The organism is Haloarchaeobius sp. HME9146 (assembly GCF_025399835.1).
In the GTDB taxonomy this organism is placed as follows: domain Archaea; phylum Halobacteriota; class Halobacteria; order Halobacteriales; family Natrialbaceae; genus Haloarchaeobius.
On record NZ_JAODVR010000001.1, the window covers coordinates 1357360 to 1378326 of the forward strand.

The following is a 20967-nucleotide window of genomic DNA, read 5'->3' on the forward strand; positions in this document are numbered from 1 at the left end:
CGCGCGTAAAACCGCTACGAGTCGTCGCGAGCCGCGTTCGCGTCCTGGTCGGGTGTGGCCCACTCCAGGAGCGCCGTCAGCCCGTCCCGGTACGCGAGCAGGTACCCCAGCAGGTACGCCCCGACCACGTTCAAGGTCGGCCCGAGCAGGTACACGGGCTTGCCCTGGACTGTCGGGACCGCGGGTGCGAACAACACCTGTGCGGCGAAGAAGACGACCGCGGCGACGACGCTGAACACGATAGCGCCGTTCGGGTCGTTGTCGAGGTCGGCCGCGTAGAACGCGAACACGAGGAGGACGCTCCACCGGAGAATCGTCCCGAACTGCCCAAGTCCAAACTGTCCGAGCAGCCATCCGGCCGGGTAGGTCGCGAACCACGCCGGGAGCAGCATCGGGATGGACCGGCCGACGCGGCCGAGGGTGGTCGGCTCGCTCGTGATGGCTCCGTCAGTCTGTTCAGGCATCGTCGCGCACCTCCAGCGCGTAGAGCCCGGACTCGGTGAGTGCCAACAGGCGTCCGCCAGCGAGGGCGAGTGAACGCGGTTCCCCACCGTCGAGGGCGAGGCTGTCCCTGGTCTCACCGGTTTCAGGGTCCAGTACGCTGACCCCGTCGGCCTCGTGGACGTAGAGGCGCTGCTCGGTTCGGACCGTCCCGCCGACGCGGCCCAGGTCGGTTCGCGTCCACAGTCGCTCGCCAGTGTCGGGGTCGAACGCGTGAAGTTGGCCGAACGTCCCGGTGGCGACCACGAGGCCGACGGTCAATGCGACGTCGACGAGCGTCGTTCCGACCGTCGATTCCCACTGCAGGCGGCCGTCGTTCGGGTCGAACGTCTGGATGCGGCCGGTATCGTCGGACCCACCGTAGGCGACGAGCGTGTCGGGTGCGATTGCACTGCCGCGATGACGATACTCGTACTCGGGCGTGCGCCAGAGCCGTGAGCCGTCGCTCGGGTCGTGGGCGCTGTGGCGGACGCTTTCGTAGTAGCCGGCGCTACAGATGAGCTTCCCGTCCCCGTAGGCGACCGGGCCTACATGGCGGGTCGTCTGCCAGTGGGTCAGTCCGCTCTCGATGTCCCGGGCCTCGAGTCCGTCGTCGCCGTTGAGGAACAGCACGTTCCCGACGGGCAGGTACGTCGGGTCCAGGAGCCAGTAGAGCGAGCGGTCGTCGACGCCGGGAAGCCACCAGCTCCGCGCCCCGTCGCTACCGAGGACGTAGAAGTCCCGGTCGGTCGGGCAGCAGACGTGGCCGGCGGCGACGGCGATACCGGTGGAGAGCGCTGCGTCCGGCGCGAACTGCCAGCGCTGTCGACCGTCGGTGGTATCGAGGGCGTGCAGCGCGCTGTTCCAGGTCGGGACGAACACCGTTCCGTCGGCGACGGCGAGGCTGTACCCCGTCTCTTGCTCGAACGGAACTTCCCAGGTGACCGAGAGGTCGTCGCCGCCAGCGACGGCAGCGTAGTTCTGCCGGCTCGGACTCCGACCGGGCAGGTGCCACTCGTCGAGCGAAACCGACGGGCCGGTGTCGAACCCGCTCTTGAACAGCGAGGGCCGTATGGCCTGCCCGCCGACGAGCGCAGCCGAACCGAAGAGGAGGACCTCGCGGCGGGAGAGCGACTGGAGGGGACCAGACATATTTTGAACACATCGGCGAATGGGTAAATATCTCGGGGAACCGACCGGCTGTCGGTCCACCCATGCCACGTGCTACCGGCCCCTAGACGTATTGATACGTCTGGAGACCGTTTCGATTCGTAATGGCTGAACCGCAGGTACAGAACGAGATCACCGAGGGTGAGCTGCTCGGCCCGATGGTCCGGCTCGCGTGGCCAATGGTGGCCATCCAGCTCCTGCAGGTCGCGTACAACCTCGCCGACACGGCGTGGCTGGGGGCGTACTCCTCGAACGCGGTCGGCGCGCTGTCGATGGCGTTCCCGCTCATCTTCTTCCTCATCTCGGTGGGCGGGGGGTTCACCGCAGCCGGGGCCATCCTGGTCGCGCAGTACACCGGCGCGAACAGTGACGGCTCAGCCGGGCTCGTCGCTGGCCAGACCATCGTCTTCGTCGGCATCTTCTCCGTCGTCATCGGCCTACTGGGCTACCTGCTGACCGATGCGATGCTCGGGGTCTTCCCGGCGGACCCGGAGACGGCCGAGTTCGTCATCCCGCTGGCCGCGGACTACATGCGCCTGTTCTTCCTGGGGTCGCCGTTCCTCTTCGGCTTCTTCGTGTTCACCTCGCTGCTGCGGGGGTACGGCAACACCCGGACGCCGATGCGCATCATGCTCGTCTCCGTGGTCGTCAACGTCGTCCTCGACCCCCTGCTCATCTTCGGGGTCGGCCCGTTCCCCGCGATGGGCATCGAGGGCGCGGCCGTCGCGACGGTGTTCTCCCGCGGCGTCGCGACGGTGCTCGGGTTCTACATCCTGTTCACCACGACGGTCGGCCCGACGGTCCTGCGCGAACACCTCGTGCCGGACCTCCCGACCATCCGCGACATCGTCCGTCTCGGGGTCCCCAGCGCGGCCGAGCAGTCGATGGCGTCGCTTGCGTTCATCACCCTCACCGCGATGGTCGCGACGTTCCCGCCCGCGGTTATCGCCGCCTACGGGCTGGGTAACCGGCTCATCTCGCTGGTGTTCCTGCCGGCGATGGGGCTCGGACAGGCCACGAACACCATCGTCGGCCAGAACCTCGGCGCAGGGAAGCCGGAGCGCGCCGAGCGCGCGGTGTGGATCGCCGCCAAGCTCGCCGCCGGCGTGTTGCTCGTCGTCGCCCTCGTCGTCTGGGCCTTCCCGACGACCATCCTCCGGCCGATGATGAGCGCCGACACGGCCCAGGCCGCCGAAACCCTGCGCTACGGGAGCGAGTACCTCCGCATCGTCGCGGTCTCGTTCGTGGCCATGGGGCTGTTCCCCGTGTTCCTCGGCGCGTTCCGCGGCGCGGGCAAGACCACCACGGCGCTGGTGTTCTCGGCCGTCGCGCTCTGGATTGCCCGCGTCCCCGTGACGTACTACCTCGTCTTCGAGCTGGGCTGGGGCACGACCGGCATCTGGACCGCGGTCGCCATCGGCGACGTGGTCGGGGCCATCGCCGCCATCCTCTACTTCACGCGGGGCACCTGGAAGTCGGCCATCGTGGACCGGGACGAGGGTGTGCGAGGTGAGCCCGAGTCGGTCTCGGTGGCGAGTCAGGACGACTGACCGCGAACCCGCTCGTACTCCTCTTTCGCCGCGTCGAACAACTCGCGGCCCAATTCGGTGCTGAGCCTCGGCTCTGCCGTCGCGAAGAACTCGTCCAGATGGTCGTACTCCTGAAACTCGTCGGATTCACCGGGCTCGTAGCGCCCCTCGCTCTCGTAGACGACGGCCTGCAGGCACATGTCCACGAGGTCCATGTCCTTCACGAAACGAGCCTCGGGCGTCCCACGGGCCTCGTACTCGGCCCAGGCGTCGTGGGCGTGGTCGAAGTCCGCGAGGAGGTCCGCCGCGGCTGCTGCCTCGGCTGCCTCCTTCTCCGCCGGGTCGTAGGTTTCCGCGGTCTCGTCGGCTCTGGTCGCCCAGTCGCCCGTCTCGGCCTCGGCCACGTCGTGGACGACCGCGAGCCGGAGCGCACGGTCCGGGTCGACGCCGGCCTGTTCGGCGAACAGCAGCGTGAGGTAGGCAACTCCCCAGGAGTGTGCGGCGACCGACTCCGGGTCCGCGATACCCCGGAGCTGCCAGCCGGTGCGCCGCTCGTCCTTCAGAGAGAGTGCGGAGAGCACAGCGGAAAGTGCGGGGTCGGTCGGCGGGTCGTCCGTCATCGACTCGTCTGAGGGCGGACGCGGCCGAGTGTCTTACGACCCCAGTCGGCCCCGGAACCCCGAGACGATACGCTCACGGCGGATGACCGCTTCACCGACGGCCCACCCGAGGCCGATGACGAGCGCCAGCCCGCCGTTGAACAGCGCGCTCAGGGGCACCCAGTGTGGGACTGCCCACGGGCCGTAGTGCTGGAGTTTGTCGACGGTCCAGCCGACAACGTCACCGAGTACTGGAACGTCCTCGGTGACGAACTCGGCCTGCTGGAACACCGTCGGTTCGCCGCTGTGGGGGGCGTGGCCCGCCGACCCGGAGAGTTCGTACGACCCCGAGACGTTCTGGTCGCGCATGGTCGGCCCGCCGGGTTCGTCCCCGTACGCCATGCGCTCGGCGTCGTAGGGTGCCCAGGGCACGAAGTACTCCCAGACGATCTCACCCTGTGGCGTCACCTCGACGACGCGGTGGTTCATCGAGTCGACGATGAGGGTGTTCCCGTTGGGGAGGCGGTCGGCGTCGCGGGGCCACTGCAGCTGGTCGTCGCCGACCTCCCAGACCTTCGTCCACGAGCCGTTCTCGTACGTGTACTCGACGACGCGGTCGTTCTCGCTGTCGGCGACGAGAACCGTCTTCTGGCCCGACTCGGTTTCGAGGTACTGTGGGTTGTGCTGCTCGTTCATCACGGTGTAGTCGTCGTCGCTCCCGAGCCGCCACGTGATGTTCTTCGTCTCGCGGTCGATGGCGATGACCTGGTCGAAGTCCCGCGGCGAGACCATGAACGTCCCGTTGCCGATCTTGTCCACGTCGTTCACGTGGGTCCAGTCGTGGTCGAGGCCCGAATCGGTCGAGAGGGGGTAGTGGTTCCGGAAGTACCAGTGCCAGGTGATGCGGTCCTCGCCGCGGTCGTAGACGAACACGCCGTCGTAGCTCGTCCCGTTCGAGGAGTTCTTGATGTTCGCGACGAGCAGTTCGTCCTCGTTTATCAGGTCCACGTCGTGAGTGTCCTGGATGTCGAGGGTCTCGGTCCAGCGGCGCTCGCCGGTGTCGGGGTCGAGACGGTAGACGCTCGTCTGGCCGTCGCTCGTGGTGTTCGTCACGAGCAGGTCGCCGTTCGGGAGCGGGTCCACGTCGTAGAAGCGCGTGCCGGGAACGTCGGTGGTCTCGTACTCCCATTCGAGCGTGGCGTCCGGCCCGAGCCCGACGAGCCGGACCGGTTTGTCCGGGTCACCAGGGCCGGTGAGCGAGGCGTGCCAGCCGTGGGCCGACACGACGGTCGTCCCATTGGCAGGGTCGGTGACGGTCCCGCGCTGGAGTTCCGGTGGGTCGTAGGTGGCGGTCGCGGCGACGCCACTCAACGCGAGCAGACAGACGACGACCGTCAACGCGATGCGAACGCGACGTGGTGAGACTGTCGAGAGGAGGGAAGCCATCGGGCGGTGCGAATCGGACGGTCAGTCGTTGAGTTCCCAGCCACCGTCGGTCGCGTCGACCACGTCGCGGCGGGTCATCTCGGCCATGACCTCGTCGAGGCGGTTGGGCTGGGCGATCTCCATCTCGATGCGCTGGAGGTCGTGCTGCTCGGCGAGGAAGTGGCGGATGTCCTCCTTGGTGTAGACGGACTGGTCGTTCCGGTCCATGACGCCGCCGATGATGTCTATCATGTCCTCGATGAAGTTCCACGGGTACACCATCCACGCCCACTCCTCGAGGCGCTCGCCGATGTAGTCCGGCTCGAACTCGCTGGTCTGGAGCAACTGGAGGGTCGCGGTGCGGACCTCGCCCGCGTTGCGCTCCTCGACGTACTCCTCGGCGCGCTTGATGGAGCCGCCGGTGTCGGCGATGTCGTCGATGATGAGGACGTCCTTGTCCTCGACGCTCCCTTCCGGCATCGGGTAGCGAACCTGGGGTTCGTCGGCCTTCTGGGCGGTGCCGACGTAGTGTTCCATCTTCAGGCTGGTGAGGTCGTTGAGTCCGAGGAAGTCACAGATGCAGCGCCCGGCGAACCAGCCGCCGCGGGCCAGCGCGACGATGACGTCGGGCTCGAACTCGTCCTGCTTGACGTCGTTGCTGACGTCTCGACACAGGCCGTAGATGTACTCCCAGTTGGTGATGGTGCAGTTGAAATCGTCCGGGAGGTCGCTCATACCCGCCACTCCGGAACGTCGCTACTTAACGGTTTACAGGTCCGATTCGGGCGTTCTCACTCGATGCGCGTGAACATGCCACGTGACGCTGGGGCGGTCGGCTCGAACCCCCAGTGCTCGTAGAACCCCTCGACGTCTGCCAGCAGATTGACGTACGCCGTCGGGGGTGCGTGCTGGCCGAGGTAGGTCATCAGGGCGTCGACGATCTTCGTCCCGAGGCCGCGCCCCTGGTGCGCCGGGTGGACGGCGATGTCGACCAACTGGAAGACGGTCCCACCGTCGCCGACGATGCGACCCATACCGACCACCTCCTCCTCGCCGGTCACGTCGCTGTCGGGGACGACCGTCACGCCGTAGGTGGTGTTCGGGAGGCCGCGCCGGGCCGCGTTCAGGCTGCGTGGCGACATGCCCGCGGCCTCGCGCAGGGCGACGTACTCCTCCGGGGTGGGAAGCGTCTCGCGGAGCTCGTAGTCCATGTGAATCCACTCGCTGGCGACCGCGAAAGGGGTGTCGACCCGCAGGTTTATCACCTAGTGGTATTACCTAGTAATCACATGACGGAGCTCCGCGCCGCCCGGAACGGTATCGTCACGCCAGCGATGGAACGCGTCGCCGAACGAGAGCAGGTCTCGCCCGGATTCGTCCGTGAGCAGGTCGCCGAGGGACAGGCGGTCATCCCCTGCAACCAGCACCACGACGCGCTCGACCCGATGGTGATCGGTCGCGAGTTCGCCACCAAGGTGAACGCGAACATCGGCAACAGCGAGGACTCGAGCGACCCCGACGAGGAACTACGCAAGCTGCACACCGCGGTCCACCACGGGGCGGACACGGTGATGGACCTCTCGACGGGGAGCGACCTCGACGCCATCAGGCAGACGAATCTCTGTCACTCGCCGGTTCCCATCGGGACGGTGCCGCTCTACGAGGCGCTCAAGCGCGCCGGGGGCAGCCCCGAGGACATCACACCCGAGGTCCTGTGCTCGGTCGTCGAGAAACAGGCGAAACAGGGCGTGGACTACATGACCATCCACGCAGGAATCCTGCTTGAGCACCTGCCACTGACCGACGGGCGCGTCACGGGCATCGTCTCTCGCGGCGGGTCCATCATGGCATCGTGGATGGAGGCCCACAGCGAGCAGAACCCCCTCTTTACGCACTTCGACGACCTCTGCGAGATATTCGCGGAACACGACGTCACGGTCAGCCTCGGCGACAGCCTGCGCCCTGGCTGTCTCGCCGACGCCTGCGACGACGCCCAGTACGCTGAACTCGACACCCTCGGGCAGCTCACCCGACAGGCCTGGCGACACGACGTGCAGGTCATGGTCGAGGGGCCTGGTCACGTCCCGATGCACAAGGTCCGCGAGAACGTCGAGCGCCAGCAGGAAGTCTGCGATGGCGCGCCCTTCTACGTTCTCGGCCCACTCGTGACCGACGTGGCACCCGGCTACGACCACATCAGCAGCGCTATCGGGGGCGCCATCGCGGCCGAGGCCGGCGCGGCGATGCTCTGCTACGTCACGCCCAAGGAACACCTCGGCCTGCCAGAGGAGCAGGACGTGCGGGACGGCCTCGCGGCGTACCGTATCGCGGCCCACTCCGCGGACGTGGCCGCGGGCCGGGAAGGTGCCCGCGACTGGGACGACGCGCTCTCGGCGGCCCGGTACGAGTTCGACTGGCGCGAGCAGTTCCGCCTCGCGCTCGACCCGGAACGCGCCCGCGACTTCCACGACCAGACCCTGCCCGGCGACAACTACAAGGAGGCCCGCTTCTGCTCGATGTGCGGCGTCGAGTTCTGTTCGATGCGTATCGATCAGGACGCCAGGGCGAACAGCGACCGGGAGCGTCGCGTGGAGGTCCCGGACCTGGCCGATTCACCCGCCGCGGCGGTGAACCAGCCACCGGTCGGGACCCACGAAGGGGCCGACGTACCGGAACAGGGCCCAGAGGAGTTCGTAGAGCAGGACTGACCTCGACAGGGCGATCTCGCTTCGCGCACCTCACCGGATGAATTGATATGTCCTCCGGCGCGACAGCCGGTATGGACGACGCCCTCCCTCGCAGACGCATCCTCCGCGCCCTCGCGGCGACCGGCACGGTCGCCCTCGCCGGCTGTTCCGGCGGCGGAGCCGAGACGGAGACCACGACCCGACCCGGGACCGACACGACGCTTCCGACCGGCACGCCCACCGCAACGGACACCGGGACCACCCGGCAGCCCACCACCGAAGCGCTCTCCCCCGAAGAACTGACGACCCGCGCCCGCGAACTCACCCTCGACCTCGGCAACGGTGCGTACGACAGCCTCACCGACGAGTTCGTCGGGCAGGCCGCAGAGCAGGTCTCTGCTGATGTGCTCCGGCAGGCGTGGACGACACAGACCAGCGGGAAGGGCGAGTTCACCGGCATCGCCAGCGCCGACTACGCGGAACAGAACGGGGTCCAGCTCGTCGTGGTGCGCGCGACCTTCCAGAGCGGCGTCCTGCTCGTCAACTGGGCCTTCGACGACGCGGGCGGCGTGGTCGGACTGCGGCTGAATCAGCCGTCCTCCGCGTGGGGCGCGCCCGAGTACGCGGACCAGTCCAGTTTCACCGAATCCGAACTCACGCTCCCGTCTCCGGCCTGTGACCTCGGCGCGACGCTTTCGATGCCGACCGGCTCGGGACAGGTGCCCGGCGTCGTACTGGTCCACGGCTCCGGTCCGAACGACCGCGACGAGACGGTCGGCCCGAACAAGGTGTTCAAGGACCTCGCGTGGGGACTCGCCTCGCAGGGAATCGCAGTGCTGCGGTACGACAAACGGACCTTCGCCTGCGAGGTTGTGCGGACCGACGCGACCATCGACGCCGTGACCGTTGACGACGCAGTGACGGCCATCGACCGGCTCGCGGCCGAGGACCGGATTGCGGACGTGACCGTGGTCGGGCACAGCCTCGGCGGGCTGGCGGCCCCGCGCATCGCCACCCGGGCCGACGTGGCTCGCGTCGTCATGCTCGCTGCCCCGCACACCCCGCTGTGGCGGCTCATCCCCGAGCAGGTGCGCTACCTCGCGGAGCTCGACGAGACCGTCTCCGACGCCGAGCGCGCGCAGATCGAGCAGTTCGACCAGGCCGCGGACCGCATCGCGGCGGGCGAGTTCTCCGACGACGACTCGCTGATGGGCTTCCCGGGGACGTTCTGGCGCAGCCTGACGCAGTACGACCACGTCGCGGCGGCGCAGGCGCTCTCGGTGCCCACGCTGCTCGCGCAGGGTGAGCGCGACTACCAGGTGCCGCCCAGCGAACTCGACGCCTGGGCGGGTGCACTCACGCGAGAGACGGTCTCGTTCAGGTCCTTCGCCGCCCTGAACCACCTGCTCATGCCGGGCGAGGGCCCGGCGAACCCGAGCGAGTATTTCACCCAGAACCACGTCGGGGTCGACCTCGTGGCCGAGGTCGCGGAGTTCGTCGCCGGGTCGCCTGCCCGAGTGGTGTAGCGTCACCGGCGGAAACCCGGATACCATAGGCGATTGCCTTTACCGGCAGGAGTGCCCTAACATTGATATGGCCGACGCCCTCCGCCGCCGGCAGTACCTTCGGGCGTGCACCCTCGCAGCTGTGGGTGCACTCGCCGGGTGTTCCAGTTCCAGTACCGACGAGGACGAGGAGCCAACGAACGTGACGGTCGACCGGAGCGCGCTCCCAGTGATTGGGCTGCGGACGAAGACAGCAGCGACGAGGGCCGAAGGCTCCCGGACCGCCTCTGCGACCGAAGGCAGTACCCAGCGGGAGACGACGGCGGGACCGGCGGACACACCCACGACGGCGAAGACGGTGACGACACCGGACCGAACGACGACAGCGTCGACGACTCGGCAGGACACGAGCCCCACCAGTGCCACGACCGGGACCGGGAGTCGGACCACGGGGACCACGACTGGACCGACGAGTGGGAGCGGTTCGGGGGGTGGTGGTTCGTCAGGTGGCGGTTCGTCAGGTGGCGGTTCGTCAGGAGGCAGTGGTTCGGGCGGCGGTTCGTCAGGCGGTGGTTCAGGAGGCAGTTCGTCAGGCGGTGGCTCGTCGGGCGACAGCTCCTCCACGACAACCAGCCAGGCGACGGCGAGCACGGCGCTCCCCGACCCCTCACCCGCGGAGCTGCGGTCCAGAGGCCGCGTACTGACCGAGGCGCTCGCGGCCGGCCAGTACCAGCAGGTCGCGGACGCGGTCGTGGGCCCGGCGGCGGAACGCATAACCGTCGCGGCGCTGCGGGACGCCTGGGAGACCCAGACCGGGCCTCTGGGTGCGTTCATCGGGGTGGCGAGCACGGGACACCTCGTCTCCGAGGGGTACGACGTCGTTCTGGCAGAGGCGACCTTCCAGCAGGGGCTGCTGTTCGTCGCCTGGACGTTCGACGCGGGCGGGGTCGTCGGCATCTGGCTCACGGAACCCATCACGGACTGAGGGCGGCTCCCGCCGACCCGTGCAGGGACAGGCCCGACCGCTGGGCCGGCCGACGCCACTTTCTTGCCCCGACCGTTCCTCGTGAGGCGCATGGATACCTATCGTGCGCTGCAGGTCGACGCCTTCACCGACGAGCCGCTGGCCGGGAACCCGGCGGGGGTCCTTCCCGATGCCGAGGGGCTGACCGACGAGCAGATGCAACAGGTCGCGCGGGAACTCGCAGTCTCCGAGACCGCGTTCGTGCTGCCCAGCGACGAGGCCGACTACCGACTCCGGTACTTCACGCCGACCCAGGAGGTCGACCTCTGCGGGCACGCGACGGTAGGGGCATTCGGCCACCTCCACGAGGACGGAGTCATCGACGCGGGCGAGTACACCGTCGAGACGAACGTGGGCGTCCTCGACGTCGCCATCGACGCCGACGGCACGGTCTGGCTCACGCAGGACACGCCACACGTCAGGGAGGTCGAACCGACGTACGAGCGCGTGGCCGAGGCGCTGGGCGTCGACGTGGCTGCCCTGAAGGACGTGGGTGCCGACCTGCCGCTCGCAGTCGCATCGACCGGGGTCCGCTACCTGCTGGTCCCCGTGAACTTCCTCGAACACCTCGGGAACGCGGACCCGGACCTCGCCGCGGTCGAGGCACTGACCGACGAGTTCGACGCGCTGGGCGTGTACCCGTTCACCTTCGACGCGGTCGGCGCGGACGCGACCCTCCACGCCCGGATGTTCGCCCCCGGCGCGGGAGTGCCGGAGGACCCGGTGTGTGGCACTGGTGCGGGCGCGGTGACGGCGTACCTCGACCACTACGGCGCGTTCGCCGACGAGTTCCCGGAGGAGGTCGTGGTCGAACAGGGCCACTACGTCGACCGGCCCGGACGGGTCCGGGCGCGCGTCGACCCCGTACGGGTCGGTGGGAGAAGCGTCACGGTCCTCGACGGGTCGCTGGTCGTTCCGGACGCAGAAGAAGACGAGATTCTCGAGGTGTAGGTCCTACTGCAGGGGGTCGTCGGTCCCGCCGTCGCTGGCCGGGTTGCCACGACCGCCGGAGCCCCCGTTGCTGTCGTCGGAACCACTGCTCGAACTTCCAGTGCGCGAGCCGGAGCTGGTCGAGGAATCCGAGGTCGACCCGGAGCCCGACCCTGACCGCGAGCTACTCCGCGAACTGCGCGTCCCCGAGGACCGGCTGGACGAGGACCCGGCAGTGCTGGTCGAGGTGGTCGTGGTCCCGCTGGTGCCGCCCGTGCTGGCACTCGATTTGATCTCCGAGCGCAGGTCGGACTCGAGGCTCGACAGCTGGTCGTTCACCACGTCGAGGACCTCGCTTTTGACCTGCTGGTCGTCCTGCTGACCGCCACCTCCGGTCTCGATCGCCTTCCCCATCGTCTTCACCATCGCGAAGGACTTGCCGAACTGCCAGACGACGACGCCGAGGACGCCGAGTGCGACCGAGGTCACCGGGCTCGCCGCGGCGATGGCGGCGTCGAAGTTCTTCGGGAAGTCCTGCAGGAGAATCTGGAACGTCTCACCGAGTCCGAGGTAGAGACCCACCCCCGCGATACCGATACCCACGACGAAGGAGAGGAACGCCAGGGCGCGGTAGTACGCGACGAGTGTAACCGTCTGCTTGGTATTCATGTGCGAAGGGTCACAGTCCCTGACTATAACCGCTGCGGCTATCACCCACATGGGCAACACTTGCCGAGCGGCCGAATCGTTCACTCAGGGCCGAGTGAGAATCCATAGACGGCGTCCGGAATCTTCATGGTCGCGCCGGGATTGCCTCCGAATAGAGATGGCAGTACTCTGGCTGGACGAGATACGGGCCAGCGATCTTGAAGCCGTCGGCGGTAAAGGCGCATCCCTCGGCGAGTTGACCGCCGCAGGGCTCCCTGTACCACCCGGGTTCGTCGTGACCGCGGGCACGTACCGCAAATTCATCGAAGAAGCAGGTATCGACGAAGAGCTGTTCGAGGCCGTCGACGTCGACGTCGACGACTCGAAGGCCCTCGCCGCGGCCGAAGAGCGCGCGAGTGAACTCATCCTCGGCACGCCGTTCCCCGACGAGCTCCGCGAGGAGATCCTCGCGGCGTATCGCGAGGTCGACGACGGCGAAGCGTTCGTCGCCGTCCGTTCGTCCGCGACCGCCGAGGACCTCCCGGACGCCTCCTTCGCGGGACAGCAGGAGACGTTCCTCAACGTGACCGAGGACGAACTCCTCGAGCGCGTGCGGGAGTGCTGGGCGTCGCTGTTCACGCAGCGCGCCATCTACTACCGCCAGCAGCAGGGGTTCGACCACGCCGACGTGAACATCGCGGTCGTCGTCCAGCTGATGGTCGACGCCGAGAAGTCCGGCGTGATGTTCACCAGCCACCCGTCGACGGGCGAACCGAAGATGATCATCGAGTCCGCGTGGGGCCTCGGCGAAGCCGTGGTCTCCGGGACCGTCTCGCCCGACAACTACGTCCTCGACCGGGAGAACGACGAGGTGCTCGAGGTGACGGTCGCGGACAAGAAGATACAGATGATAAAGGACCCCGACACCGGCGAGACCGTCGAGGTCGACGTCGATGCAGACCGGCGCAACGCCCGGGTCCTTTCGGACGAGGAGCTCTCGAAGCTCCGCGAACTCGGCGAGACCGTCGAGGACCACTACGACACGCCCCAGGACGTCGAGTGGGCCATCATCGACGGCGAGGTGTTCATGCTCCAATCCCGGCCCATCACGACCATCGCCGAGGGCGACATCGGTGAGGCCGACGAGACGCGCGTCGACGCCGAGATGGCCGAGGAGGCCAACGCGACCACCGACGGCAGCGGCGCTGTCGGCGTCGAGAAACAGCAGATTCTGGTGCAGGGCCTCGGCTCCAGCCCGGGCGTCGCGTCCGGGAAGGCCCGCATCGTCAAGAAACTGGACCAGCTCGACAAGGTCGGCGAGGGCGACATCATCGTCACCGAGATGACGACGCCGGACATGGTGCCCGCGATGAAGCGCGCCGCCGGTATCATCACCGACGAGGGTGGCATGACCAGCCACGCAGCCATCGTCTCGCGCGAACTCGGTGTCCCCGCCGTGGTCGGCGCGGGCAACGCCACCTCGACGCTCGACGACGGCCAGCTCATCACCATCGACGGCGACAAGGGCACCATCCGCGAAGGTCGCGTCGAGCCCGACGAGGAGGAGCGCGAACCCGTCGAGGAGGTCCGCCCGCAGGCCCCCGTCAAACCGATGACGGCGACGGAGGTCAAGGTCAACGTCTCCATCCCGGAGGCCGCCGAGCGCGCGGCCGCCACGGGAGCCGACGGCGTCGGCCTGCTCCGCATGGAGCACATGATCCTCTCGACGAACAAGACGCCCGAGAAGTACATCGAGGACCACGGCGAGAAGGCGTACGTCGACGAGATCGTCGAGGGCGTCCAGCGCGTCGCCGAGGAGTTCTTCCCGCGGCCGGTCCGCGTCCGCACGCTCGACGCGCCGACCGACGAGTTCCGCCAACTCGAGGGCGGCGACAGCGAGCCCAAGGAACACAACCCGATGCTCGGCTACCGCGGAATCCGCCGCAGCCTCGACAAGCCCGAGCTGTTCAAGCACGAGCTGGAGGCGTTCCGTCGCCTGTTCTCGATGGGCTACGACAACGTCGAGATCATGTTCCCGCTCGTCAACGACGCCGAGGACGTCATCCGGGCGCGCAACCTGATGCAGGAGGTCGGCATCGACCCCAACAAGCGCCGCTGGGGCGTGATGATAGAGACGCCCGCATCGGCGCTCGGCGTCGAGCAGATGGCCGAGGCCGGCATCGACTTCGCCTCCTTCGGCACGAACGACCTCACCCAGTACACGCTCGCGGTCGACCGGAACAACGGCAACGTCGCCGACCGGTTCGACGAACTCCACCCGGCCGTGCTCGAGCTCATCGGCCAGACCATCGAGACGTGTCGCGAACACGACGTGGCCACGTCCATCTGCGGGCAGGCCGGCTCGAAGCCCCAGATGGTCCAGTTCCTCGTCAACGAGGGCGTCTCGTCCATCTCGGCGAACATCGACGCGGTCCGTGACGTCCAGCACGAGGTCAAGCGGGTCGAGCAGAAGCTCATCCTCGAATCGGTCCGCTGAGGGGTTCGGTAACTCCCCTCAGGTTATCGGGATTCGTGCTTATCACCGAACCTGTCCATTCTCTGGAGCATGAGAGCTATCGCCAGCGTCGCAGTCGTCGCGCTCGTCGTCCTCGCCGGCTGCATCGGCGGCCTCGGGGCGGTCGATTCGACAGGAGCCAGCACACCGGACTACGCGCCCGGCGTGGCGGACGACGGCATCACCGACCCGACCGAACTGCTCGCGGCCCACGAGGAGATCCTCGCGGGTATCGGCTACGAACTGACGTTCGCGCTCGAGTACGAGTCGGGTGACGACACCATGCGCCAGTCGAAGCAGGTCGACGTGGGGACCGACGGGAAGTTCTCCGTCGACGAGCAGTCCACCTACGGTGACCAGACCGTAACGCGCGCCCTGTTCAGCGACGGGACCGTCGCCTACGAGCGCGACGATTTCACCGGTGAGACGACCTACAGCGGCTACGACGCCGCCATCGCCTACGGCGAGCTGACGGGCAGCGAGATACTCGAGACGTTCCTCTCGGCGGTGTCGTACGAGGCGTCCGAGACCCAGCGCGACGGCCAGACCGTGACGCTACTCCAGGCAGACAGCGTCTCCGCGGACCCGTTCGGGTTCGGTGAGGAGACCACCGTAACCTCGACCATCGTGGTCGATGCGGAGGGCCTGGTACAGTCGCTCGACGCGACCGTAACGAACACCGCTGGTGAAGAAGCAAAGTCCGTGACGGTCACGTACGCCGTCACGCCCGCCGCGCCCACCGTCACCGAGCCGAACTGGGTGAGCGAGAACCGGGACGAGATGACCATCGCGGACCTCGAGTACGCCATCAAGGGTGACGCGGTGAAGATCACGCACGCCGGCGGTGACACCCTGCCGGAGGGGACCGAAGTGACCCTCGTCGTGCAGCAGTCCGAAGGCGAGGTCATCGTGACCTACGCCACCCTGAACGCCGACCTCGGCCCCGGTGAGACGGCGTCCGTCCACAACGTCGGCTCCGAGGAGCCCGCGACCGCGTACGTCGGCAGCCACCAGGACCCTGACGGCGGCACGGTCATCGACGGCATCGTCGAGGTGACGGTGCGGGACGGCATGTCGCTGGTCGACCTGTCGTACCTGTCGAGCGACGACGAGTAACCGAAGTCGGACCGGTCACCGTTCCTTTCTGAGAACGCAATCCCTAAATTCCGCAGGCCGCACCGTATGGATATGCGCGGCCAGCCACAGGACTTCGACCGGGTTCTCTCCTCGATGTGCACACCACCACACCCGGTCGCTCGCGAGGCCGCAGAGCGCTATCTCGCCACGAACCCCGGCGACCCCGCGACGTACCAGACGGTCGCCGACCTCGAAGACGACGCCGTCGCCATGCTCGGCGACATCGTCGGCCTCGACGACCCCGCGGGCTACATCGCCAGCGGCGGCACGGAGGCCAACATCCAGGCGGTCCGGATGGCGCGCAACCGCTCGGTGTCGAGCGACCCGAACGTCGTCGTCCCCGAGAGCGCGCACTTCTCGTTCCAGAAGGCCGCCGACGTGCTGGCCATCGAGTTGCGAATCGCGCCACTGACCGACAACTACACGGTGGACCTCGGCGCTGTCAAGCGATTCTGTGACGAGGACACCGCCGGAATCGTCGGCGTCGCCGGCTCGACCGAGTACGGCCGGGTCGACCCGATTCCCGAACTCGCGAACATCGCCCACCGCCACGACGCGCTGTTGCACGTCGACGCGGCCTGGGGCGGGTTCTTGCTTCCCTTCACCGACCACGACTGGCACTTCGGCCACGCCGGCGTGGACACCCTGACCATCGACCCGCACAAGATGGGTCAGGCCGCGATTCCGGCCGGTGGCCTGCTCGCCCGCGAGGACGAACTGTTCGACGCGCTCGCCGTCGACACGCCCTACCTCGAATCCGCGAAACAGGCGACGCTCACGGGTACCCGCTCCGGCGCGGGCGTCGCCAGCGCGGCCGCAGCGATGCAGGAACTCTGGCCCGACGGCTACCGCGAGCAGTACGAGACCTCGGTCGCGAACGCCGACTTCCTCGTCGACGCGCTGCGCGAGCGTGGCTTCGACGTGGTCGAGCCCGACCTTCCCATCGTCACCGCGGACGTCTCCTCCGAGCTGTTCGAGGCGCTCCGCGAGGAAGGCTGGCGGGTCTCTACCACCGGTTCAGACGAGATGCGCGTGGTCATGATGCCCCACGTCACCCGCGAGATGCTGTCGGCGTTCCTGACTGATATCGACCGGCTTCGCCCCACCGTGAACATCAACACTTAGGTTTCGGCGGCGGTGAGGCTCTGTCAGTGACAGCCGTACTCACGACTGGTCCCCACATGCTCCTCGATTCCATCGTGCTCGCCCCGTGGTTCGACTACCACTGGCTCGAAGCGGCAGTCGAAACCGCGACCGGCTGGGTCGGTCTCGGTATCATCGCCATCTACTCGTTCCTCATCGCGTTCGTGTTGCCCCTGCCCAGCGAGATCGTCCTCGCGCCGAAACTCCAGCTCGGGGTCCCGCGCACCCTCGAACTCGGGCTCATCATGGTCGCGAGTGGCCTCGGCAAGGCCGGTGGCAGCGTGTTCGCGTTCCACATCGGCCAGGAGGCCAAGGAAGCCGGCCCCGTCGTCCGGTTCCTGAAACGCTCGCGCTTCGATGTCATCGAGTGGTCGGAGAAGCAGACGGTCGAACTCGCACGCAAGTACGGGTACGCCGGGCTCGCGATGGCGCTGTCGGTTCCCTTCTTCCCCGACACGCTCTCCATCTACGCCTTCGCCGTGCTCGAAGAGGACTACCTGAAGTTCGCGGCCGCGACGTTCGTCGGCAGCGTCGGGCGGCTGCTGGTCACCGTCCTGTTCTTCAGTGGCGCGTTCGCGCTGCTGTGAGCTGAGCCGACGATTCGCACGGTTCTCGACCCCCGAGAAGCAGCATCTCGATATATCGCTTCGGCGAGCGTGTTCTCACACATGAACCTCAGACTCAACAGCCGACTCGTCAGCGGTGGCGTCATCGTCCTCTTCGGCCTCCTGCTCCTGCTCGGGACCACTGAGACCTACGACACGGCCCAGCTCTGGCTGTTCGTTCCCAGCGTGTTCGTCCTGCTCGGGGTCTGGGCCATCGTCCAGAGCCGCGCCGCCAACCTCGTCGGCCCCGCAGTCCTGATACTCGTCGCCGGGGCCATCCAGCTCGCGGCGCTCGACATCCTGACCGACGCCATCGTCGAGACCTACTGGCCCGTGCTGGTCATCCTCGTCGGCCTCACGGTCGTCTTCGGCCGGCAGCTCCGGACCCGGACGGTCTCGACCGACGCGGAGACCCTCGACATCTTCGCGATGTTCGGCGGCGTCACCAAGCGCGCGACCGGCTCGCGGTTCGCCCAGGCCGACGTGACCACCCTGTTCGGCGGCTCCGAACTCGACCTGCGCGACACCGAGCCCGTCGGCACCGCCCAGGTCGACGTGTTCGCGATGTTCGGCGGCGTGGAACTCCACGTCCCCGAGACCTGGACCGTCCGCATGGAGGTCCTGCCCGTCTTCGGCGCGGCCGAGGACGCCCGCCCGCGGGTGATTCGGGAAGGTGGTGACGAGGTGACCGGTCGGGCCGCCCGCGGGGAGGAGGTAGACCTCATCGTCACCGGGCTTGTCGGGTTCGGTGGCGTCGAAGTGAACTGAATTTCCGGTTTCTATCGTCTGTTCTCGATTTTCCGTCTGGCGCGTGCTGGTTCGCGTGCCGGAGGCCGCGAGCCGGCATCGCGCGAGGGATGCGCACTGGACTGGAGCGAAGCGGAAGGAAGCGCGCAATCGGCTGGGGAGGGCGTGGTGCGGTCATCACCACCAGCGTGAGTGGTCTGCTCGTCGCCACCAACGACCACCTGCAATTTCGTCTGTTGTGCTGTGGTGTATCGGGAGCGCACATCGACTCGTGCCGATGGCAATGGAACCGCACCCGCCCCGCACCGCATCCACAGCCTCCCCAGCCGACTGCGGTGCTCGTTCCGCTACCGCTCCACTGCGCTCCTCGTCCCTCGCGCGGCTCCGCCGCGGCCGTCTCGTGAACCTCGACGACCGCGTCAGCGCACGCCAGAGCCGGAATCACGACACCACATCGCACACACCACGACACCTTTTTATCCGACTCACGACCAACCCCGTACTGTGACAGACACGACCCGTCACGTCCCCGAGAACCGCCGTATGCGCATGGCGTGAGCCATGCCTGGCGGGTGGACCGGGGTTGCGGGTCGGTCATACGACTTCTCCGCGCGGTCTGAAAGCTGGGCGCTGTCGAATTCCAGAGCGAACCGCCCACAGAGTAGACCGGAATCAGCGGGTTTTAGGCCCGCACGATAGCAGACGATACCATGAGCAACGACGACTTTCCCACGGAGAACACCGCGGTGGTGACGTGTGGGTTGCCGTACGCCAACGGCGACCTGCACGTCGGCCACCTGCGAGGGTACACGAGTGCAGACACGTTCAACCGCGCCCTCGGCAAGCTGGGCCAGCAGACGGCGTACGTCTGTGGCTCGGACATGCACGGGACACCCATCGCGGTGAACGCCGAGAAGGAGGGCGTCTCGCCCGAGGAGTTCTCGCTCTCGTACCACGAGCAGTACGAGGAGACGTTCCCGCGGTTCAACATCGAGTTCGACAACTACGGGCACACCCACGACGAGACGAACACCGAGCTCACCCAGTCCATCGTCCGCAAACTGGAGGAGGAGGGCTACGTCTACGAGAAGGAGATCAAGGTGGCCTGGGACCCGACCGAGGACCAGCCGCTCCCGGACCGGTACGTCGAGGGGACCTGCCCGTACTGCGGCGAGCAGGCTCGCGGTGACGAGTGTGACGAGGGCTGTGGTCGCCACCTCGAACCAGGTGAGATTGAGGACCCGGTCTCCTCGGTCACGGGCAACCCGGCGGAGTACCGCGAGCGCCCCCACAAGTTCTTCGAGGTCTCCGAACTGTCCGACTACCTCACGGAGTTCCTCGACGGGCTGGAGGGCACGAGCAACGCGAAGAACCAGCCCCGCGAGTGGATCGAATCGGGGCTGCAGGACTGGTGTATCACCCGCGACCTCGACTGGGGTATCGACTACCCCGGCGAGAATCCTGAAGACCTGGTGCTGTACGTGTGGGTCGACGCGCCCATCGAGTACATCTCCAGCACGAAGCAGTACTCCGACCGGGTCGGGAAAGACGAGTACGACTGGGAGCAGGTCTGGAAGCAGGACGAGGGTGAGATCATCCACGTCATCGGCCGTGACATCATCCAGCATCACACCATCTTCTGGCCGGCGATGCTCCACGTGGCGGAGTACAATGCCCCGCGGGCCATCTGCGCGACCGGGTTCGTCACCATCAACGGGAAGGGCCTCTCGACCTCCCGGAACCGCGCCATCTGGGCACGTGAGTACCTCGACGAGGGCTTCCACCCGGACCTCCTCCGGTACTACCTGACGACGATGGGCGGCTTCCAGCAGGACCTCGACTTCAGCTGGGACCGCTTCCAGGAGCGCGTCAACGGCGAGCTGGTGGGGACGGTTGGGAACTTCCTCTACCGGAGTCTGCTGTTCGCCCAGCGGAACTTCGGCGGCACGCCCGACGTGGACCTCTCCGCGGAGGTCGAAGACCGCATCGAGCAGGCCATCGAGGACTTCACCGACGCGGTCAACGAGTACGAGATCCGCCGGGCCGGCGACGCCGCGGTCAAGCTCGCCCAGTTCGGGAACGAGTACATCCAGCAGCACGAGCCGTGGAAGCTGGACGACGAGGAGGCCGCGCCGGTCATCCGCGACTGCGTCCAGATTGCCAAGGCCGTCACGCTCCTCATCGAGCCCATCACGCCCGGGAAGGCCGAGCAGGCATGGGACCAGTTCGCCGGCGAGGGCGACGTCCACGAGGTCACGGTCGACGCGGCACTGGAGCCGCCCGCGGCCGAGTTCGGCGAGCCGACCGAGCTGTTCGAGAAGGTCGAGGACGACCGCGTCGCGGAGCTGAACGAGAAGCTCGAAGCGCGTGTCGCCGAGGCGGCTGCGGACGACGAGGCCGAGGAGGAAAGCGAAAGTGACGAGACCGACGAGGGCGAGGCTGGGGACGTGAGCGACGAACTCGAACCCCTGCTGGATTCGCGCATCGGTTTCGACGACTTCCAGGACCTCGACATCCGCGTCGGCCGCATCGAATCGGCCGAGCCCATCGAGGACTCCGACAAGCTGGCGAAGCTCGAGGTCGACATCGGCTTCGAGACGCGACAGGTCGTCGCGGGCATCAAGCAGCTCCACGACCTCGACGAGCTGCCGGGCACAAAGGTCGTGCTGCTCGCGAACATGGAGAAGGCCGAACTGTTCGGCGTCGAGTCGAACGGGATGGTGCTCGCGGCTGGCGAGCAGGCCGACCTGCTGACGACCCACGGCGACGCCGAGCCGGGCACGAAGGTCCGGTAAGGCGGTCTGGACAGGGTCGACCACCATT

18 protein-coding genes are annotated in these 20967 nt (G+C 67.5%); 11 read left to right on the top strand and 7 right to left on the bottom strand.

What is annotated here, in order from left to right:
- Window positions 1-14: 14 nt before the first annotated feature.
- Together N6C22_RS06875 and N6C22_RS06880 are read right to left on the bottom strand one after the other, a co-directional pair.
- Window positions 15-464 (bottom strand): hypothetical protein, encoded by a 450-nt coding sequence (locus tag N6C22_RS06875; protein WP_261650357.1) that lies wholly within the window; start codon window positions 462-464, stop codon window positions 15-17.
- On the bottom strand, window positions 457-1632 hold the full coding sequence (locus N6C22_RS06880; RefSeq protein WP_261650358.1) for a PQQ-binding-like beta-propeller repeat protein: 1176 nt from the start codon (window positions 1630-1632) through the stop codon (window positions 457-459). Before N6C22_RS06880 ends, N6C22_RS06875 begins: the two co-directional genes overlap by 8 nt.
- A gap of 122 nt (window positions 1633-1754) precedes the next feature.
- Here N6C22_RS06880 and N6C22_RS06885 point away from each other — a divergent pair, with 122 nt between their 5' ends.
- The gene (locus N6C22_RS06885) at window positions 1755-3200 is read left to right on the top strand and encodes an MATE family efflux transporter (protein WP_261650359.1); all 1446 of its coding nucleotides are present in this window, start codon (window positions 1755-1757) and stop codon (window positions 3198-3200) included.
- Here N6C22_RS06885 and N6C22_RS06890 read toward each other — a convergent pair.
- From N6C22_RS06890 to N6C22_RS06905, 4 genes are read right to left on the bottom strand one after another with little or no spacing between them, the layout of a single operon-like run.
- Window positions 3188-3799 carry an HD family hydrolase gene (locus N6C22_RS06890; RefSeq protein ID WP_261650360.1) on the bottom strand — a complete coding sequence of 204 codons (612 nt, stop codon included), beginning with the start codon at window positions 3797-3799 and terminating at the stop codon, window positions 3188-3190. The genes N6C22_RS06885 and N6C22_RS06890 overlap by 13 nt on opposite strands.
- A 33-nt stretch (window positions 3800-3832) precedes the next feature.
- A complete protein-coding gene (locus N6C22_RS06895) occupies window positions 3833-5224 on the bottom strand; it encodes a PQQ-binding-like beta-propeller repeat protein (protein ID WP_261650361.1) in 1392 nt (463 codons plus the stop codon).
- Between the two features lie 21 nt (window positions 5225-5245).
- A complete protein-coding gene (locus N6C22_RS06900; protein WP_261650362.1) occupies window positions 5246-5938 on the bottom strand; it encodes a phosphoribosyltransferase in 693 nt (230 codons plus the stop codon).
- A 56-nt stretch (window positions 5939-5994) separates the two neighbouring features.
- Entirely contained in the window at window positions 5995-6414 is a 420-nt protein-coding gene (locus N6C22_RS06905) for a GNAT family N-acetyltransferase (RefSeq protein WP_261650363.1), read from the bottom strand.
- 78 nt (window positions 6415-6492) lie between these two features.
- Between N6C22_RS06905 and thiC the strand changes: the two genes are divergently transcribed.
- From thiC to N6C22_RS06925, 4 genes are all read left to right on the top strand, one after another.
- A complete protein-coding gene (gene thiC / locus N6C22_RS06910) occupies window positions 6493-7911 on the top strand; it encodes a phosphomethylpyrimidine synthase ThiC (protein ID WP_261650364.1) in 1419 nt (472 codons plus the stop codon).
- Between the two features lie 71 nt (window positions 7912-7982).
- Window positions 7983-9416, top strand: coding sequence for an alpha/beta fold hydrolase (locus tag N6C22_RS06915; RefSeq protein ID WP_261650365.1), 1434 nt, complete (start codon window positions 7983-7985; stop codon window positions 9414-9416).
- Window positions 9417-9483: 67 nt separating this feature from the next.
- Window positions 9484-10380, top strand: a complete 897-nt coding sequence (locus N6C22_RS06920) for a DUF3887 domain-containing protein (protein WP_261650366.1) — start codon at window positions 9484-9486, stop codon at window positions 10378-10380.
- 90 nt (window positions 10381-10470) lie between these two features.
- Window positions 10471-11370 carry a PhzF family phenazine biosynthesis protein gene (locus N6C22_RS06925; protein ID WP_261650367.1) on the top strand — a complete coding sequence of 300 codons (900 nt, stop codon included), beginning with the start codon at window positions 10471-10473 and terminating at the stop codon, window positions 11368-11370.
- A gap of 3 nt (window positions 11371-11373) precedes the next feature.
- Here the strand turns inward: N6C22_RS06925 and N6C22_RS06930 are convergent, their stop codons facing one another.
- The gene (locus N6C22_RS06930; protein ID WP_261650368.1) at window positions 11374-12018 is read right to left on the bottom strand and encodes a hypothetical protein; all 645 of its coding nucleotides are present in this window, start codon (window positions 12016-12018) and stop codon (window positions 11374-11376) included.
- Window positions 12019-12175: 157 nt separating this feature from the next.
- Between N6C22_RS06930 and ppsA the strand changes: the two genes are divergently transcribed.
- The 6 genes from ppsA to metG all read left to right on the top strand — a co-directional run bounded on the left by ppsA (window position 12176) and on the right by metG (window position 20939).
- Entirely contained in the window at window positions 12176-14494 is a 2319-nt protein-coding gene (gene ppsA, locus N6C22_RS06935) for a phosphoenolpyruvate synthase (protein WP_261650369.1), read from the top strand.
- 69 nt (window positions 14495-14563) lie between these two features.
- Window positions 14564-15628, top strand: a complete 1065-nt coding sequence (locus tag N6C22_RS06940) for a hypothetical protein (RefSeq protein WP_261650370.1) — start codon at window positions 14564-14566, stop codon at window positions 15626-15628.
- Between the two features lie 72 nt (window positions 15629-15700).
- Window positions 15701-16774, top strand: coding sequence for a tyrosine decarboxylase MfnA (mfnA, locus tag N6C22_RS06945; protein WP_369684392.1), 1074 nt, complete (start codon window positions 15701-15703; stop codon window positions 16772-16774).
- Window positions 16775-16830: 56 nt separating this feature from the next.
- Window positions 16831-17379, top strand: a complete 549-nt coding sequence (locus tag N6C22_RS06950; RefSeq protein ID WP_261652536.1) for a YqaA family protein — start codon at window positions 16831-16833, stop codon at window positions 17377-17379.
- Window positions 17380-17460: 81 nt separating this feature from the next.
- Complete coding sequence (locus N6C22_RS06955; protein WP_261650372.1) at window positions 17461-18165, top strand: hypothetical protein; 705 nt, start codon at window positions 17461-17463, stop codon at window positions 18163-18165.
- Window positions 18166-18854: 689 nt separating this feature from the next.
- Window positions 18855-20939 carry a methionine--tRNA ligase gene (metG, locus tag N6C22_RS06960; protein ID WP_261650373.1) on the top strand — a complete coding sequence of 695 codons (2085 nt, stop codon included), beginning with the start codon at window positions 18855-18857 and terminating at the stop codon, window positions 20937-20939.
- Window positions 20940-20967 lie beyond the last annotated feature (28 nt).

Bases quoted from the DNA above. Each gene is read 5' to 3' on its own strand.
- N6C22_RS06875 (WP_261650357.1), bottom strand. From the start codon at position 464: ATGCCTGAACAGACTGACGGAGCCATCACGAGCGAGCCGACCACCCTC.
- N6C22_RS06880 (WP_261650358.1), bottom strand. From the start codon at position 1,632: ATGTCTGGTCCCCTCCAGTCGCTCTCCCGCCGCGAGGTCCTCCTCTTC.
- N6C22_RS06885 (WP_261650359.1), top strand. From the start codon at position 1,755: ATGGCTGAACCGCAGGTACAGAACGAGATCACCGAGGGTGAGCTGCTC.
- N6C22_RS06890 (WP_261650360.1), bottom strand. From the start codon at position 3,799: ATGACGGACGACCCGCCGACCGACCCCGCACTTTCCGCTGTGCTCTCC.
- N6C22_RS06895 (WP_261650361.1), bottom strand. From the start codon at position 5,224: ATGGCTTCCCTCCTCTCGACAGTCTCACCACGTCGCGTTCGCATCGCG.
- N6C22_RS06900 (WP_261650362.1), bottom strand. From the start codon at position 5,938: ATGAGCGACCTCCCGGACGATTTCAACTGCACCATCACCAACTGGGAG.
- N6C22_RS06905 (WP_261650363.1), bottom strand. From the start codon at position 6,414: ATGGACTACGAGCTCCGCGAGACGCTTCCCACCCCGGAGGAGTACGTC.
- thiC (WP_261650364.1), top strand. From the start codon at position 6,493: ATGACGGAGCTCCGCGCCGCCCGGAACGGTATCGTCACGCCAGCGATG.
- N6C22_RS06915 (WP_261650365.1), top strand. From the start codon at position 7,983: ATGGACGACGCCCTCCCTCGCAGACGCATCCTCCGCGCCCTCGCGGCG.
- N6C22_RS06920 (WP_261650366.1), top strand. From the start codon at position 9,484: ATGGCCGACGCCCTCCGCCGCCGGCAGTACCTTCGGGCGTGCACCCTC.
- N6C22_RS06925 (WP_261650367.1), top strand. From the start codon at position 10,471: ATGGATACCTATCGTGCGCTGCAGGTCGACGCCTTCACCGACGAGCCG.
- N6C22_RS06930 (WP_261650368.1), bottom strand. From the start codon at position 12,018: ATGAATACCAAGCAGACGGTTACACTCGTCGCGTACTACCGCGCCCTG.
- ppsA (WP_261650369.1), top strand. From the start codon at position 12,176: ATGGCAGTACTCTGGCTGGACGAGATACGGGCCAGCGATCTTGAAGCC.
- N6C22_RS06940 (WP_261650370.1), top strand. From the start codon at position 14,564: ATGAGAGCTATCGCCAGCGTCGCAGTCGTCGCGCTCGTCGTCCTCGCC.
- mfnA (WP_369684392.1), top strand. From the start codon at position 15,701: ATGCGCGGCCAGCCACAGGACTTCGACCGGGTTCTCTCCTCGATGTGC.
- N6C22_RS06950 (WP_261652536.1), top strand. From the start codon at position 16,831: ATGCTCCTCGATTCCATCGTGCTCGCCCCGTGGTTCGACTACCACTGG.
- N6C22_RS06955 (WP_261650372.1), top strand. From the start codon at position 17,461: ATGAACCTCAGACTCAACAGCCGACTCGTCAGCGGTGGCGTCATCGTC.
- metG (WP_261650373.1), top strand. From the start codon at position 18,855: ATGAGCAACGACGACTTTCCCACGGAGAACACCGCGGTGGTGACGTGT.